Raw genomic sequence first — 17,387 nt, forward strand, 5'->3', positions numbered from 1 at the left:
AAGATTCTTCCTTCGTCAGAATGACCTGTATGAGTTGGGTTACAACTTTTGAGACAGTCTCTTTTTATTTTTTTACAGCTAAAAAAGACCCTTGTTTTGAAGGTAATGAGGTAGAGCCCATCAAATACTTATCTACTTGTACGGCTGCCTCTCTCCCCTCAGATTGTGCCCATACTACCAAAGACTGGCCTCTGCGTGCATCACCAGCAGAGAAAATATGAGGTTTGTTGGTTTGATACTTCTTAGATTCAATCAGCCCTTTTTTGTTAGTATCAATGCCCAGTTTTTTTAACACATTATTTTCCGGAGTAACAAAACCAACAGCCAGTAGCGCTAAATCACAAGGAATCTCACGCTCAGTACCTTCAACTTCTTCAAACTTATTTTTCTCCTCAGTCCACGCAATGTCAACTACTTTTATGGCTTTAACTCTACCCTGATCATCACCGATAAATGCCTTTGTCAACATAGACCAGGCTCTCTCACCGCCCTCTTCGTGTGATGAGGAGGTGCGCAATACCATGGGCCAATTGGGCCACGGGTCTTTGTCTGTCCTATGGTCAAGAGGCTTTTCTAAAAGCTCTATTTGCAAAACTGATTTGGCTCCCTGTCGGTGTGAAGTGCCGATGCAGTCAGAGCCGGTATCACCCCCACCGATAACCACAACATGCTTGTCTTTGGCTGTGATTGATACATTTTCAGGCGTCTTTTTATAAACGTTTCTATTCTGATCTGTAAGAAAATCCATGGCGAAATAGATGCCGTCCAGATCTCGTCCCTTAATAGGAAGGTCGCGAGGTACTGTAGAGCCAACGCACAGAACGATGGCATCATATTGCTTTTCGAGCTCATCGGTAGATACATTTTTACCCACCTCAGCCTGAGTGACAAACTCAATGCCTTCTTTTTTTAAAATTTCAAGTCTCCTGTCTATTACCCATTTTTCGAGTTTAAAATCCGGGATACCGTAACGCAGCAATCCTCCAATCTGATCTTCGCGTTCATATACTGTTATTCGATGCCCGGCCTGATTCAACTGAGCTGCTGCGGAAAGTCCAGCCGGGCCAGACCCTATAATTGCTACTTTCTTATCGGTGCGTATCTCCGGAATGTTAGGTTTGATGTATCCTAGCTCATAGGCCTTTTCGGCAATTGTTTTCTCGATATGCTCAATAGCCACGGGTGGTTTATTAATGCCTAACACACAGCTTGCCTCACAAGGAGCAGGGCAAATTCTCCCTGTAAACTCCGGAAAATTATTGGTCTCCGTTAATATCTCGATCGCTTCCTCCCATTGCTCCCTGTAAACGGCATCGTTAAATTCTGGAATAATGTTACCTAGCGGGCAGCCCTGATGGCAAAAAGGAACTCCACAATCCATACAGCGAGCAGCTTGCTCTTGAGTACGTTGCTCAGGGAACTCTTCATATATCTCATTGAAATCGTTGATGCGAACTTTAGGGTCTCTGGCTTGAGGCAGCTCTCTGTCATACTTTAAAAATCCTTCTTTATTACCCATCGTTATGCTATTTCTTTGTTAGACAATTCTTTTTTCATCAGCACTTTTTTATAGTCATGAGGGATCACCTTTATAAATTTTTGGCTGTGCTCGTCCCAATCATCTTTGAGTCTTTTGGCAAGTTTACTTCCGGTGTTTTCGATATGTTGGTCTATCATATCAGCAACATATTTGAGGTCTTCGTCTTCCAGTGGGTCGAGCGCCACCATCTCCTGGTTGCAGAAAAACTCAAACTGACTTAATGGGTTGTAGACATAAGCAATACCGCCACTCATGCCAGCCGCGAAGTTTTTACCGGTTTCACCAAGCACGATTACCCGGCCACCAGTCATATATTCACAAGCATGGTCTCCGAGCCCCTCAACCACAGCCTCAACACCTGAGTTTCTTACTGCAAATCGCTCACCCGCCATACCTCTGATAAATGCTTTGCCACTTGTGGCGCCATAAAAAGCCACATTGCCGATGATGATATTACGCTCAGCTTCAAATGTTGCCTGCTCAGGTGGGTGCACAATGAGTTTTCCACCTGATAGTCCTTTGCCAAAGTAATCGTTGGCCTCGCCAGATAGTTTAAAAGTGATTCCTTTGGCTAAAAACGCACCAAAACTTTGCCCTGCTGATCCTTCAAATTGATAATCGATCGTGTTGTCAGGAAGCCCTTCTCCTCCATATTTTTTAGAAACTTCATTGCTTAAGATGCCACCTACTGCTCTATTTACATTTTCGATCGGAAATGTAGCCGTTACTTTATTTTTTGATAGAATGGAGGTTTTGGCTTTTTCTAATAGTTGCCAATCGAGCACCTCATCGATATTATGGTCTTGCTCAATTTGCTTGTACTGACCAATATTTGACCCTACTGATTCTTTATGTAAAATAGGAGTCAAGTCCAGGTGCTTTAGTTTCCAATGTGAGATATTGCTTCTTACTTTCAGTATTTCACTATGACCTACCATTTCATCGACAGTTCTAAAACCCAGTGAAGCCATAATCTGTCGTAAATCTTCAGCTAGAAAATTGAAGAAATTGACCACATGATCCGCGTCTCCGGTAAAAAGCTTTCTTAGCTCAGGGTTTTGTGTGGCTATCCCTACCGGGCAGGTGTTCAAATGACACTTACGCATCATAATGCAGCCTTCTACCACTAAAGCAGCTGTCGAAATACCCCACTCTTCCGCGCCAAGCAAAGTAGCAATAGCAAGGTCACGTCCAGTTCTTATTTGCCCGTCAGTTTGTACTGTAATTCTGTTCCTTAGGTTGTTTTTAAGTAAAGTTTGGTGAGTTTCTGCCAGACCCAACTCCCAGGGCAATCCTGCATGTTGAATTGAGCTCAAAGGAGAGGCACCGGTACCTCCATCGGCACCTGAAATGAGTACCACATCAGCATTGGCTTTTGAAACACCTGCAGCTACGGTGCCTACACCTGCCTCAGACACAAGCTTCACATTGATTCTAGCTGATCTGTTGGCATTTTTTAAGTCATAAATAAGCTGAGCCAGGTCTTCTATAGAATAAATATCGTGGTGAGGTGGCGGTGATATAAGTCCAACTCCTGGTGTAGAGTGACGCACCCGGCCGATCCAGTCGTCTACTTTATGGCCGGGAAGCTGACCGCCCTCCCCGGGTTTAGCTCCCTGAGCCATTTTAATTTGTAACTCATCGGCATTGGTGAGATAGTGACTTGTAACACCAAATCGACCTGACGCAACCTGTTTGATAGCCGATCGCTCCCAATCACCATTTGCTTTTCGCTCAAATCGCACTTCGTCTTCTCCCCCTTCTCCACTGTTACTTTTCGCCCCAATGCGGTTCATGGCGATAGCCAATGTAGCATGTGCCTCATGAGAAAGTGAGCCAAAGGACATGGCACCAGTGGCAAATCGTTTAAAAATGGCCTCTTTTGGTTCGACCTCTTCTATCGGTATAGACACACGATCTTTAAACTCAAATAAACCACGCAAAGTCAATGATCGTTTTACCTGATTATTGATCTTTTCTGCATATTGATTGTATAATGACTGATCGTTAGTGCGTGTGGCATGTTGCAAAAGATGAATCGTTTCAGGGTTAAATGTATGTCGCTCACCCCTTCTTTTCCATTGGTATTTACCACCTACTTCTAAGCGCTGCTTACTCACGTTATAACTCAACTGGTGCCTAATCAAAACTTCTTTGGCCAGGTCATCAAATCCGAGCCCTTCAATTCGCGAGGTCGTGCCCTTGAAGCATTTTTCAACCACTTTGGAGCTTAGCCCTAATATTTCAAAAATTTGTGCTGATTGATACGATTGCAGAGTGCTGATGCCCATTTTACTCAGTACCTTAAGCAGGCCGTAACCAATAGCAGTTTGATAGTTTTTCAATGCTTTATTAATTGTAACGTCCTCTTCAATCAGACCTTGAGCGTTTAGGTTGGCAATGGTTTCAAGGGCTAAATAAGGGTTGATACCACTGGCACCATAGCCAATTACTGTAGCAAAGTGATGAGTCTCTCTTATATCTCCTGCTTCCACCACGAGGCCTGCTTTCGTACGTATTTTTTGTCTGACCAGGTAATGGTGCACCGCTCCTATGGCCAGTAGAGAAGGTATAGGTGCTGCAGATTTATTTGCATTTCTATCAGACAAAATAATGATTTTACGACCCGCCCTGATAGCCAATTCTGCCGCCCGACATACAGCATCAAGTGCATTTTCTAATGCTCCGGGTTTGCCGTCAGCATCAAAAAGAATGTCGATGTTTGCGTATTCAAAACCATTTGAGCTCATGGCTTTGAGTTTTTGCAGGTCGCTGTTTAATAAAACAGGATGAGAAAGGTGTATTTGTTTGGTATGCTCAGGGGTTTCGTCTAGTATATTAAGGCTTTCCCCCAAACGGGTAAAAAGAGACATGACCAGGCGCTCACGGATTGGGTCTATTGGTGGGTTGCTTACCTGTGCAAAAAGCTGTTTGAAATAATTAGAAATGTGCTGGCTAAAATCTGATAGAGCGGCAATGGGAGTGTCAGCACCCATGGAACCAATTGGCTCTTTAGCCGTAACGGCCATGGGTCCCAATATCACTTTAAGCTCTTCTGAAGTATAGCCAAAAAGCTGTTGTAACGTCTTAAGTTTTTCAACGTGGAAAGGCTCGTAATGATTGGTCACTTTAGGGACAAGACGCAGCTTTATGCGTTGTTCTTTAATCCAATCTATGTACGGTTTTCTATGACATATCTCATGTTTCAGCTCTTCATCATAAAAAACTTTTCTGGCCGATAAATCAGCCACAAGCATTTTTCCCGGTTGCAATCGGCCTTTACTTAGCACATTGCTATCTTCTACAGGTAGAGCCCCTGCTTCAGAGGCGATGATTAGCTGATTATCACTGGTTATAGTATATCGTGCAGGCCTTAAACCATTACGGTCAAGAGTAGCACCTACGATATTGCCATCTGTAAAAACAAGGGCTGCAGGGCCATCCCAGGGTTCCATGAGAGAGGCATGGTATTTATAAAATGCCTTTCGCTGGGTTTCCATAAGTTTATTGTCTTCCCAGGCTTCAGGCACAAGCATCATCATCACATGTGGTAGTGATCTTCCGCTCAAAACGAGCATCTCTACAAGCGCATCGAGGTTGGCTGAATCGGAGTGCTCAGGATTTGTAACAGGCAGCAGCATTTCTAATTCTTCATCGGTAAAAACGTCCGACTTCATCATGGCTTCTTTCGACTGCATTTTGTTTACATTACCCCTGATGGTATTGATTTCACCATTGTGGGCTATATATCTAAAAGGTTGCGCCAGCTTCCAGTTAGGAAAGGTATTGGTAGAAAATCGGGAATGGACAATGGCCAGAGCAGAAACCATGCTTTCGTCTGCAAAGTCTTTAAAATATGGTCTAAGTTGGTCGGTGCGTAATTGCCCCTTGTAAATGAGTACTCGGGTCGAAAGACTTGGCACATAAAAGTCACCATTATTGCCCGGTACGTGGTGTCCCATATAATGGGAGGTGTAATTGCGTAGAACAAAAAGTCTACGCTCAAGATCCTCATTTTTTAGTCCGTTTTTATGGGTGATAAACACCTGATCTATGTAAGGTTCTGCTTTTTTAGCTTCTGAGCCGGGTACATTTTTATCAACAGGCACTACACGATATCCTAAGATTTTTAGGCCCAATTTAGCAGCATGTTCTTCAAAAACCTCTCGGCAATGGTCTCTCACTTTTGCAATGGTGGGCCAAAATAAAAGGCCCGTGCCATAGCTACCTTCTTCAGGCAATGCTATACCTAAAGGTTGGCACTGTTTCTTTAAAAAATTATGTGGAAGTTGAATTAATATACCAGCACCATCACCAGATTCAGGGTCACTTCCAGTGCCGCCTCGATGTTCCATACGCTCAAGCATATCAATGGCTTGCTGTATGAGCTTATGGTCTTTTTTACCGTCTATATGAGTGATGCTTCCTATTCCGCATGCATCGTGTTCAAATTCTGGTCGGTAGAGGCCGGTTGGCGTTGGTTTTTTCATGCGCATTTACATTTTTTTTAGTGGGTATATGAGGGCAATCTCACCAAAGAATTTTTGGAGTCTTCGGTCTTAATTTAAGCTAAGATTATAGTCAAAAAAGGCCTTAAAAGCAATTAAAGCACGATATTTAATCATCGTAAACGATTGAATAGCCTCGAATCCCATGTTCGTGGCTGTCGAGCCCTTCCACTTCGTGCTTAGGAGAAACACGTATTCCGATAGTTTTTTTAAGAAGGTAAAAAAGGATGAGTGCTGCAGGAAATGCCGCAGCGCCACAGATGAGAATACCAATAACTTGTGACCCAAGCTGAGACCAACCGGCCATACTACCAAATACACCTACTGCTAAAGTGCCTAAAATACCACAAACCAGATGTACTGAGATGGCGCCTACACAGTCATCAAGTTTTAGCTTATCGAGTGTAACGGCAGAGATCACTACTGCAGCACCACAGAAAGCCCCGATGAGCAGCGCTTCGGAGGGAGCCATGAGATCAGCTCCAGCTGTAATGCCTACAAGGCCAGCGAGAATGCCATTTAAAACCATACCAAAATCGAGACGCTTAAACATTATAAAACCAGCTAAAAAACCCCCGATGGCTCCTGAAGAGGCAGAAAGGCTGGTGTTAACCAATACCAAAGAAGTTTTAGAAGGGTCGGCAGAGAGTACAGATCCTCCATTAAAGCCTATCCAACCAAACCAAAGAAGAAAAACACCAACCGTGGCTAGTGGTACACTTGATCCTGGTTTATCAATTACTTTGCCTTTTACATATTTTCCCAGACGAGGGCCGAGTGATCATGCTCCTGCCAATGCACCCCAACCTCCAACGGAGTGTACAATGGTAGAACCGGCAAAATCATAAAACCCCATTTTGTAAAGCGCTCCTTCGCCCCACTGCCAACTACCAATTAGTGGATAGACAATTCCCACAAACACTATGGTGAAAATAAAATATGAGGAAATTTTAATACGCTCCGCCACAGCACCAGAGACTATAGTGGCAGCGGTGGCAGCAAACATGCCTTGAAAGAGAAAGGCTGTCCAGTAGGTAAACCCCGGGTTATAATCAGCGCCCAAGATGTCTTTTAACCCAAAACCGGCAAAACCAAACCACCCTGATGCCTCAGATGTGAAGCCAGGAAACATGAGACTAAATCCAATGAAGAAATACGAAATAAGTCCGATAGCAGGGGTCAATGTATTTTTAAATAGGATGTTCACGGTGTTTTTCGTTTGTGTAAACCCGGCTTCTACCCCGGCAAAACCTAAATGCATGATAAATACTAAGGCGATGCATAGCATCATCCAGACATTATTGACGGTTAGTAAATTTTGAGATTGAATGGCGATAGTTTCTGGCGATGACAAAGAAGCAAGCAGTGTAGGGTTAAATATTAGCCTCATAATTAAATTATTGTTAGTAAAACTGATAAACAGCATTCAATTTAACCCTAAAAAATTAAATATGGAACAAAAATATAATTTAAAGGGTCTAAATTGAGCCTAGTACTAAGATATTATCCTGTTTTGATTTATGCTTGGCTAAATCGAACCATTTTCTTCAATCTTTTGTCAAAGAGACTGTATTTATAAGTGGCTGTTTTGCAACAAGACCGTTTGACAAGCGTAAAAGCAGTAGCCCATTGTGGGTGTTGCGGCATTTTAATTTATTTTTGTGCGCGTTGATTAATTTTTAAAGCATTTATGAAGCTATTGCTCAAAGTCCTTCTACCTCTTTTTATCATTTCTCAAGTGGCTACCGCTCAAATTCTTGAGCCTTCTGAATGGAAAGAGTACCCTGAAAAAACCGATGTAAAAATTGGAGAGGAAATAGACATTGTATTTGAAGCAGATATCGATGAAGAATGGTATTTGTATTCATCAGATTTCGATCCTGATTGTGGCCCCATAGTCACAACTTTTAGCTTTACAGAGCATCCTGGCTACTCACTGGTGGGAGAAGTAAAGGCCATAGAGCCAATCGATAAGTTTGATGAAATTTTTGAGTGTGATGTCCGAATATTTAAAAAGAAGGGAAAATTTAAACAACGAATAAAAATTCTCACCAATGATGTGGTTGTGGCGGGCAGTTATAATTTTCAGGTATGCTCAGAGGTCACTGGTCAATGTATTCCGTTTGAATATGATTTTGAAATAAATAATATAGCTGTTTCAGGTCCTGATCAACAAACAACAGGGGCAGCAGAAAAGCCTAAAGAAACTGAGCCAGAGAAACCTAAAGAGGTAAAATCAGAAAAACCCGTAGCTGATCAAAATACTAATAGTGCTCCCGAAGAAACAGCAGAAGAACCATCAGATGAAGCAGTGCCGGCTGTCGAAACTAATGCGGTAGAAAATAAAGCTGCTGAAGAGAAAGATGAGAAACTAACAGGACCTATTCTAGATGAATCTCTGCAGCTCGAAAGCGAAAAAGACAAATCACTGATTTGGTTTATGATATTTGCCTTTATGGCTGGCCTGGCTGCGCTGCTTACGCCTTGTGTCTTCCCGATGATACCGATGACTGTGACCTATTTTACAGGAAAAAGTGGAGGCACCTTCAAAGCAATAGCCTATGGCTTTTCGATTATATTAATATATACCATTATTGGCTCAGCGCTGGCACCTCTTATGGGCCCTCAAACAGCCAACCATTTATCTACTGAGTGGTTGCCAAACATTATCTTTTTCGCAGTTTTTGTAGTTTTTGCGCTTTCCTTTTTTGGTCTTTTCGATATTACCCTGCCCAGTTCATTTGTAAATAAAATGGACCAAAAAGCTGATAGGAAAGGCTTACTAGGTGTTTTCTTCATGGCCTTCACTCTAGTGCTGGTTTCGTTTTCATGTACAGGCCCAATAGTAGGTAGTATTTTGGTAGCATCAGCAGGTGGTGAGTTTATAAAGCCAATCTTAGGGATGTTTGCATTCTCTTTAGCTTTTGCTATCCCATTCACGCTGTTTGCCATATTTCCGGGTTGGTTGAGCAATCTGCCTAAGTCTGGAGGCTGGTTAAATTCTGTAAAAGTTGTACTTGGGTTTATTGAGCTGGCCCTGGCATTTAAATTTCTCAGCATAGCCGATCAGGCTTTTCATTGGGGCATTCTCGATAGAGATGTTAATATCGCCATCTGGATAGTAATTTTCACTTTGATGGGTTTCTACCTGTTAGGTAAGTTAAGATTACCCCACGATAGTAAAGTTGAGACGATTAGTGTCTCGAGATTAATGTTAGCCATAGCAACTTTTAGCTTTGTGATCTACCTGATCCCTGGGCTTTGGGGAGCCCCACTTAAGGCACTTGCGGGTTATTTGCCTCCAATGCACACACACGATTTTGACCTGATAAGCATGAGCCGCCCTGCTGATGAAGCAGACTACTCGATTTGCGAGGAGCCTAAGTATGATGATTTCTTACACCTGCCACATGGTATCAATGGTTATTTTGATTATGAGCAGGCTATTAAATGTGCAAAGGCGCAAGATAAACCACTATTTATAGATTTTACCGGCCACGGCTGTACCAATTGCAGGGAGATGGAAGCTGTCGTTTGGTCAGATCCTGAGGTTTTGAGAAGGTTAAAAGAAGATTATGTAGTGGTGGCTTTGTATGTAGATGATAAAACGGAGCTACCAGAATCGGAGTGGTATACATCAACTTACGACAATAAAATAAAGAAGACGATTGGCAAGCAAAATGCAGATTTACAAATCACAAATCTCAATAATAATGCGCAGCCATTTTACGTATTAGTAGGCAATGACGAACAGGTGCTCGTACCGCCTGTGGCCTACGACAAAGATGTAAGCAATTTCATCAAATTTTTAGATCAGGGCATAGCCGAATTTGAAAAGTCAGAAAATAATTAGAATCACCTAGTTACCAATACCTTAGAAGGTGTATTTAAAGTACGACATTAATTTGTCAGGCTTTTTTGGGATTTTGTGGTGGATTTTATTATAATTAGTTTTTTTAACTGTTATTTGCACCCAAATCTCTATAGGGGCAAACATTTTTTAATTAGAAACCAACATGTTAAAGCGCGGAGTACTAGGCCTTATTTCACTGGCCGTTATTTCAGTTTGTTTGTATCATCTCGTACCCAATTTTGAGAGTACCAGTTTATCAAGTGATGAATCTCTTGCAACTATTGCTCAAGATTCTGTAGAAGTTATAAAACCGCCAGAGCCTAAAAAGCTATATGGAGTGGTAGTTGACTCTATGGTTGTAATCGAAGATAAGATTAAGCGTAATCAAAATATATCTGAGATTCTATCTAACTACAATATTCCCAGCGAGTCAATTTATAAGCTCGCCAAAGCCTCGAAAGAAGTGTTTGATGTTAGAAAACTAGCCGCAAATAAAAAATACACACTTATTTGCACACCTGATTCTTTAAAAACAGCTCGTGCCATGATCTACGAGCACAATCCTGTCGAATATGTGGTTTTTAACCTGCTAGATTCAATAACAGTAGAAAAAGGTCTTAAGGAAGTTGAAGTTGTTGAGAAAAGTATTTCAGGCACAATCGAAGCGAGTTTGTCACTTACGATGGACCAATTAGGTTTGTCTTACCTTACTAATGATTTTGCAGATATTTTTGCTTGGCAAATTGACTTTTTTAGACTTCAGAGAGGAGATAGATTTAAATTGGTCTATGAGGATGAATTAATTGACGGTCACCCAATTCGTTCGGGAAAGATAAAGGCTATATATTTTGAGCATTTCGGAAATGGATACTATGCCTATCATTTTGATCAGGGAAGTGATATAGATTATTTTGATGAGAAGGGTAATAGCCTTAGAAAGGCTTTGTTAAAATATCCACTTGAGTTCACTCGCATCAGCAGCAGATACTCAGGCAGAAGGTATCACCCTGTACAAAAAAGATATAAAGCACACAGAGGCACTGACTTTGCAGCACCAAGAGGTACACCTATTCGTTCAGTTGGTGACGGTATAGTACTTGAAGCACGTTATAGCAAGTACAATGGTAATTATGTAAAAATCAGACATAATGCTACCTACACTACGCAATATTTACATATGTCAAAAATAGCATCAGGCCTTAAGCCAGGGCAGCGCGTAAAACAAGAGCAAACTATCGGTTATGTAGGAAGCACAGGGCTAGCGACCGGTAATCACCTTTGCTACCGCTTTTGGAAAAATGGGGTGCAAATAGATGCACTAAAAGTTGACTTACCGCCTTCTGAGCCAGTGGCTGAAGAAAATAAAGAGGCATTTGCCAACGAAATACTACTTTGGAATGAGCGACTGGATCAGATTTCTTTTCCTGTCGAATCTGCTCCGATATTGGCAAGGTCTAATTAATAAAAAATTAACCTCACAAGGTAAGCAAGACAATTTTTGTCTTGCTTTTTTTGTTTAGCTTTAAAAAATAAAACAACCTCAATGCTCAGATCAAAGTCGCTGATAGTGACCTTAATTATACTCCTTATTACCAGTGTAAGCCACGCTCAGAAAAAAGTAGCTGTGGTACTAAGTGGCGGTGGAGCAAAAGGTCTGGCACATGTGGGGGTTTTAAAGGCGCTGGAGGAAAATGAAATTCCGATAGACTACATCGTTGGCACATCTATGGGAGGAATAGTTGCAGGTTGCTATGCAGCTGGCTACACACCAACTGAGATAGAACTGATGATGCTGTCAGACGATTTTCAACGTTGGGTAAACGGTGAGCTGGAACAGGGCTTTAATTATTATTATAGCAAAGATGATGAGAATGCTTCTTTTCTGTCTTTAAAGCTTTCACTCGATTCCTCCTTTAACGCAAGTATTTCATCAAGTCTTGCCAGTGATCTGTCACTAAACTTTGCCCTCCTTGAGCGTTTTGCTCAACCTGCAGCTAATGCCAACTACAATTTTGATAGTCTGCTTGTGCCCACAAGAATAATGGCCGCAGATGTTTTTACACAAAGTGAAGTTTCTATCGACAGTGGCTCCTTAGGGAGCGCTGTAAGGGCTACTTTATCAGTTCCTTTCTTTTATAAACCCATCCGGTTTAATGGAAAATACCTGTTTGACGGTGGTATTTACAACAACTTCCCTGTAGATGTGGCTCAGAAAGAGTTTGACCCAGATGTAATCATTGGTGTTAATGTCTCTTCAAAAATTTTTAATGATTATCCCACTCAAGAAGATGAATCACTTCTAAACCAGTCGCTGCTATTTATGCTACTCGATAAGTCTGATCCCGAATCTATACCGGAATCTGGGGTCTATATTGAGCCTAATCTTGAAGGATTCACTTCTTTTGATTTCGTAAGGTCCGCTGCTTTGATCGATAGTGGATATGTGGCTACTAACCGTAAGATGAGCGAAATAAGCAGTAAAGTGCAGCGAACAATGGCGTGTGATGATCTTACCGAAAGACGCAATGCATTTGGAAACAGAAATAAGCCGTTAATCTTTAGTGATATCAAATTCCAGGGCTTTAACTCCAAACAAAGAAAATTCATTAAACATATCTTTAGATACAAGGAAGGTGAACCGCTATACTTTAGTGATATAAAACGCGGCTATTTCAGGTTGGTGTCTGAAGAGTACTTCCGTACTATCTACCCGGACATTAGCTATCATCCTGAAACAGACGCCTACAACCTTGAGATCTACGGTAGGCCGGAAAGTAACTTAAATGTAGAGGTAGGTGGGGTTATAGCCACCAGAAACATTAGTCAAATTTTTCTGGGAGCTGACTATTACTACTTCAACAACTATTTACTGAAAACAAGTATTGAGTTTTATACCGGTAGCTTTTACAAATCGGCTCAGCTAAAATCAAGAATAAATCTTCCAGCCCTGGGGCAGTTTTATGTTGAGACTGATTTGACCTATAATAATTGGGACTACATCAATGATGAAGATATATTGACTCAAACTAAAGAACCCACAGTCCTAATACGTACCGACCGAAAATATGGATTGAACCTGGGCTTTCCTGTTGGGTCAAAGTTTAAGGCAGTGGTAAGCGGAGCTCGTATCAACAATACAGACAGATTTTCTAACCTGCAAGACGATTTCAATTCCCGGGATACGTTAGATGTGCTAGACCTAAATGGTTATAAGGCCGGTTTGGAAATTGCCAGAAATAGCCTGAACCGAAAACAATATGCAAGTAACGGTAGCGCCTTCACTTTAAACCTGGACTATTTTCAATTAGAAGAGCACTATCAACCGGGCTCCACTTCATTGGCAGAAATGAAAACGATCAATGATCACCAGTGGTTGAGAGCCAGAGCTACTATTCAACAATATTTTAAGAAAGGAAGATACAGCAGCGGCTATTATTTTCAGGCAAATATTTCTAACCAACCATTATTCTCAAACTATATGAGCACGCTGGTAAACACGCCAGGTTTTAATGGAATGGTTGATAGTCAGACACTTTTTTTACAAAATTTCCGGGCGCATAATTACGTAACGCTAGGCTTAAGAAATGTGCTGGCAATTACCAGTAACCTCGACTTCCGAGCCGAAGCGTATGCTTTCAAACCATTTGAAGCCATCCAACAAAATGGCGATCAGACACCAGCCTACGCCTCCGGCAATTTCAAAGATATTTACTTTGCGGGTACCGCTTCAGTTGTTTTACATAGTCCTATTGGTCCGATCAGTCTGAGTGCCAATTACTATGACGACCCCGAGACCAAATTTGGCTTACTCATGCATGTTGGTTATTTGCTTTACCAACGTAGATCAATGAACTAACCAGTTAATCAGCTTAATAGCCTGTATTTTAGTGGATCATATTTAGATTCAAAAGAAAATTTAACTATGTTTACCACCTCTTAATTGCGTAAATATTGTTCTAAGTCTATATGAAAAGAGTTGTACTCCTGGCTTTTTTGGCCTTATCGTTTACAGTAAATGCACAAATCGTACAATGGGGCTCAGAAGTCAAAGAATTCTCTTCCGAACTGACGCCCATTCAATATTCAGCAAATCAAATTCTAGGTAAACCCGATGTGCTACCGGCTGGTGGTGAAAATCCTGCCGCATGGACGCCCGAGCGGGCAAATAAAAAAGAATTTATAAAAATCGGGTATGACAATCCCATGCAAATAAGGCAAATAGCAATTGCCGAGTCTTATAATCCCAGTGCTCTTTTTAAGGTATATGTTTATGATGAAGCCGACAAAGAATACCTGGTTAATACATTTAGCCCACGCTCAATTCCATTAAAAGGCCGAATGCTCAATGTATTTATGGAAGAGACTCCTTATAAAGTTACGGCTGTTAAACTTGAGTTTGACGGAGCTGCAGTTCCCGAATATTTTAGCATAGATGCGGTCGCAATTTCTGATTCAGATATTCCCATTATCGCAGAAATAAGTATTCCTGAATTCGTAAACCCGGATATTGCCAAAGAAAGATTAGACGAAAATGTAAACAGTGAATATAATGAGTATAAGCCATTGCTTTCTCCTGATGGAAAGACGTTGTATTTCTCTCGTAGAAACCATCCTGGAAATGTAGGAGGTACCAACGACAGTGAAGATATCTGGTATTCTGAACTAGATTCAGCCGGAAACTGGAAGCTTGCTCAGAATATGGGAGAAAAACTCAATAATTCCGGCCCTAATTTTATTAGCTCAGTTACGCCAGATGGTAAATCAGTTTTGCTTGTATTAGGTAATCAATATCTAGGCAAAGATCGTATGGCGGCAGGCGTTTCTGTAAGTAGCAATGCTTCAGGAGACTGGTCAAGACCTGTAGCCTTACAAATAGAAAACGATTATAATTATTCAGAAAAGGCCAATTTCTTTTTGGCTAATAATAGAAAAGTTTTGATCCTTTCGGTAATGAGAGAAGATTCTTACGGAGGCAGAGACTTATATGTAAGTTTTATGGGGCCTGATAGCATCTGGTCGGAGCCATTAAATATGAGTGAAACGATCAATACTGCGGGTGAAGAAGCCTCTCCATTCCTTGCACCAGACGATGTTTCTTTATATTTCTCATCAAACGGATATAGCGGCTTTGGAGGCAGCGACATTTTTGTAACCCGTAGACTAGACGATACATGGACGAATTGGTCTGAGCCGGAAAACCTAGGGCCAACAATTAATTCGCAATATGAAGATCTGTTTTTCAACATTCCTGGTAATAGCGATTATGCCTATTATTCTCAGGGTGTGAGTGAAGATAACTTAGACATATTTAGAGTAGGACTACCAGTATTTAAGCGTCCGGCACCGGTTATCACTGTTACAGGTAAGCTTTTAGACTCAAAAACTAAAGAACCAATTGGTGCAAAGATTATTTATGAGCGACTATCAGATGGTAAAGAGTTAGGTATCACAGAGTCTAATGCCAACACCGGGGAGTACCAAATATTATTACCATCAGGAGAGCTTTATGGGATAAGAGCTGAGGCAGATGGGTTTGTTGCAGAAAATATAAACATAGATTTAAGAGAGTTTGAAGAAGGTGATGCGCTTGAAATAGCAAATAAAAACCTTATGCTCGTACCAATCGAAAAAGAGGCAACGATCGTACTTAATAATGTATTTTTTGATTTTGATAAGGCTGTACTTAAGAAAGAGTCATTTCCTGAGTTGAATCGAGTAGTTGAGATGATGCAGGACCGTAATTCAGTGAAAATTGAAGTTGCCGGACATGCAGATAGCACTGGTCCTGCGGCTTATAATATGACTCTCTCTAAAAGAAGAGCAGAAGCTGTGGAACGATACTTGCGAGAAAAGGGTGTAGGAGCAGAACGACTTACTGTTAAATATTTTGGCGAAACAAAGCCAGCTGCTAGCAATGCAACTATAGAAGGCAGAAGAAAGAACAGAAGAGTAGAGTTCAAGATTCTTAATGAATAACACTTTTTATATGAAATGTCTTTTCCTCATAGCAATATGTAGCCTCACTTTTATTCAGGCTTCTGTCGCCCAATTATCAGATAGTACTTTAATTGCCGTAACAGGTCGTATTATAGATAAGACGAATGAGGAACCTGTAGATGGAGCCAGAATCAAATATGAAAGCTTGCCCTACGGAAGTAAAATAGGGGTCTTTTCCGGCTCAACTTTTACTTTTAATATGGAAGATGGTAATGACTACATCCTGGTAGTTGAGGCTGATGGCTACGCCCCTTACAGTCAAACATTGAAGTCAAGTGATGCTGTAAATCAGGAAATAGCTGTAGTCATAGAATTACAGCCCAATGGCATAAACAGACTCATTAGGTTAGATAAATTGATTTTCGGATTGGGCAAAGCAAAAATATCTGAAGAGTCTTATGAAGAGCTTAATGCATTGGTAAAAATGCTAGAATCGAGTCCTACCATGCAAATACAACTTGAGGGCCATACTGATTTTCGTGGCAATGAAAGAGCGAATATGAAGCTGTCTGAAGATCGGGTAGATGCCGTAAAAAACTATCTTGTTAAGCAGGGTATCGACAGACGAAGAATTAGAACGAAGGCATTTGGCGGTACGCAGCCTTTAAGTCGTGGCTCAGATGATGAATCGAGAACTCAAAATCGCAGAGTAGAAGTTCGAATCCTTTCTAACTAATAAAGAGAAACCACCCCTTTATCATTCATCACTGGTATCTTAGAAAGATATTGTCTCTTATTTTGTGGAGTAAGTGAATTATCGGCAAGAAGAGCCTGACTCAATACCAAGCCAAATTCATCAAGTCTTTCTGATTCGTAAAATATACCGGCTTTCTCATACAAATCAACTGATCGCTTAAGCTCTCCGTTATTAAAAGCGTCAACCGAACGGTTGTAATATTGTAACCCAGCCAAACCAGCCATGTCAACTGTATTATTTAATCTCACAGCAAAGCTATATTCATCAGCTTTCCTTTGTGTGTTATTGCCATCTGTGTAGTCTGCCAGTCTTTCAGCTATTTCTCTTTCGCTAGTAATAAATCCATTAATCGGGTCAGTAGATTCAAGAAGAATTGTGCTGCCATTATCTAAAATGATCTTAAGATAAATATGGTAGTTAGTTTCTACAACCTTAAAATCTACATTAAGACCATTTAAAAGTAGTGCGTAAAAAGTCGTACCACTTAAGCAATCATATTGTCCGTCACTTAAAGTTTGATGTAGCGTACTGAAAGGCACATAATTCTTGAGGACTTTTCTATGCACTTTATAAAAGAGTTTAGAAAAGAACATTTGTTCATTTCTATTCTTCTCCATTTTAAGTCCAAACTCGCTGATCCAAAGATTCACTAGTTCCTTGTGCTGTATCAATAAGTCTTTGGTCACATTTTCGTCAGATACATAATGCAACGCCTGATCGTAATTCTTTTCCTGTAGAATATGGAGCAGAACTTCTTCTTCAGCTTCCGAATGAAAAGAAACCTCCTGCTTC

The 17,387-nt window shown here is 41.0% G+C and carries 7 protein-coding genes and 2 pseudogenes; 5 read left to right on the top strand and 4 right to left on the bottom strand.

The features are described from left to right. Nucleotides 1-64: 64 nt before the first annotated feature. From E1176_RS16725 to E1176_RS16735, 3 genes and pseudogenes are all read right to left on the bottom strand, one after another. Entirely contained in the window at nt 65-1,519 is a 1,455-nt protein-coding gene (locus tag E1176_RS16725) for a glutamate synthase subunit beta (RefSeq protein WP_155212143.1), read from the bottom strand. 2 nt (nt 1,520-1,521) lie between these two features. Further along, complete coding sequence (gene gltB, locus E1176_RS16730; RefSeq protein ID WP_155212144.1) at nt 1,522-6,030, bottom strand: glutamate synthase large subunit; 4,509 nt, start codon at nt 6,028-6,030, stop codon at nt 1,522-1,524. Between the two features lie 127 nt (nt 6,031-6,157). Then, a pseudogene (locus E1176_RS16735) lies at nt 6,158-7,438 on the bottom strand (ammonium transporter). Between the two features lie 300 nt (nt 7,439-7,738). Here E1176_RS16735 and E1176_RS16740 point away from each other — a divergent pair. The 5 genes from E1176_RS16740 (at nt 7,739) to E1176_RS16760 (ending at nt 16,574) form a co-directional block, all read left to right on the top strand. After that, nucleotides 7,739-9,901: a protein-disulfide reductase DsbD family protein gene (locus tag E1176_RS16740; RefSeq protein ID WP_155212146.1), complete on the top strand. Its 2,163-nt coding sequence runs from the start codon at nt 7,739-7,741 to the stop codon at nt 9,899-9,901. A gap of 163 nt (nt 9,902-10,064) precedes the next feature. Further along, nucleotides 10,065-11,363 (top strand): peptidoglycan DD-metalloendopeptidase family protein, encoded by a 1,299-nt coding sequence (locus E1176_RS16745; RefSeq protein ID WP_155212148.1) that lies wholly within the window; start codon nt 10,065-10,067, stop codon nt 11,361-11,363. An 81-nt stretch (nt 11,364-11,444) separates the two neighbouring features. Next, nucleotides 11,445-13,757, top strand: a complete 2,313-nt coding sequence (locus E1176_RS16750; protein ID WP_155212150.1) for a patatin-like phospholipase family protein — start codon at nt 11,445-11,447, stop codon at nt 13,755-13,757. Between the two features lie 110 nt (nt 13,758-13,867). Then, entirely contained in the window at nt 13,868-15,877 is a 2,010-nt protein-coding gene (locus E1176_RS16755) for an OmpA family protein (protein ID WP_155212152.1), read from the top strand. 10 nt (nt 15,878-15,887) lie between these two features. Next, nucleotides 15,888-16,574, top strand: a complete 687-nt coding sequence (locus E1176_RS16760; protein WP_185152860.1) for an OmpA family protein — start codon at nt 15,888-15,890, stop codon at nt 16,572-16,574. Here E1176_RS16760 and E1176_RS20790 read toward each other — a convergent pair. Then, nucleotides 16,571-17,387 (bottom strand): annotated as a pseudogene (locus tag E1176_RS20790) (hypothetical protein); the annotation flags it as partial. The gene E1176_RS16760 and the pseudogene E1176_RS20790 sit on opposite strands and share 4 nt — an antisense overlap.

Origin of the sequence: Fulvivirga aurantia (genome assembly GCF_009711475.1) — a bacterium.
GTDB classification, from domain to species: Bacteria; Bacteroidota; Bacteroidia; order Cytophagales; family Cyclobacteriaceae; genus Fulvivirga; species Fulvivirga aurantia.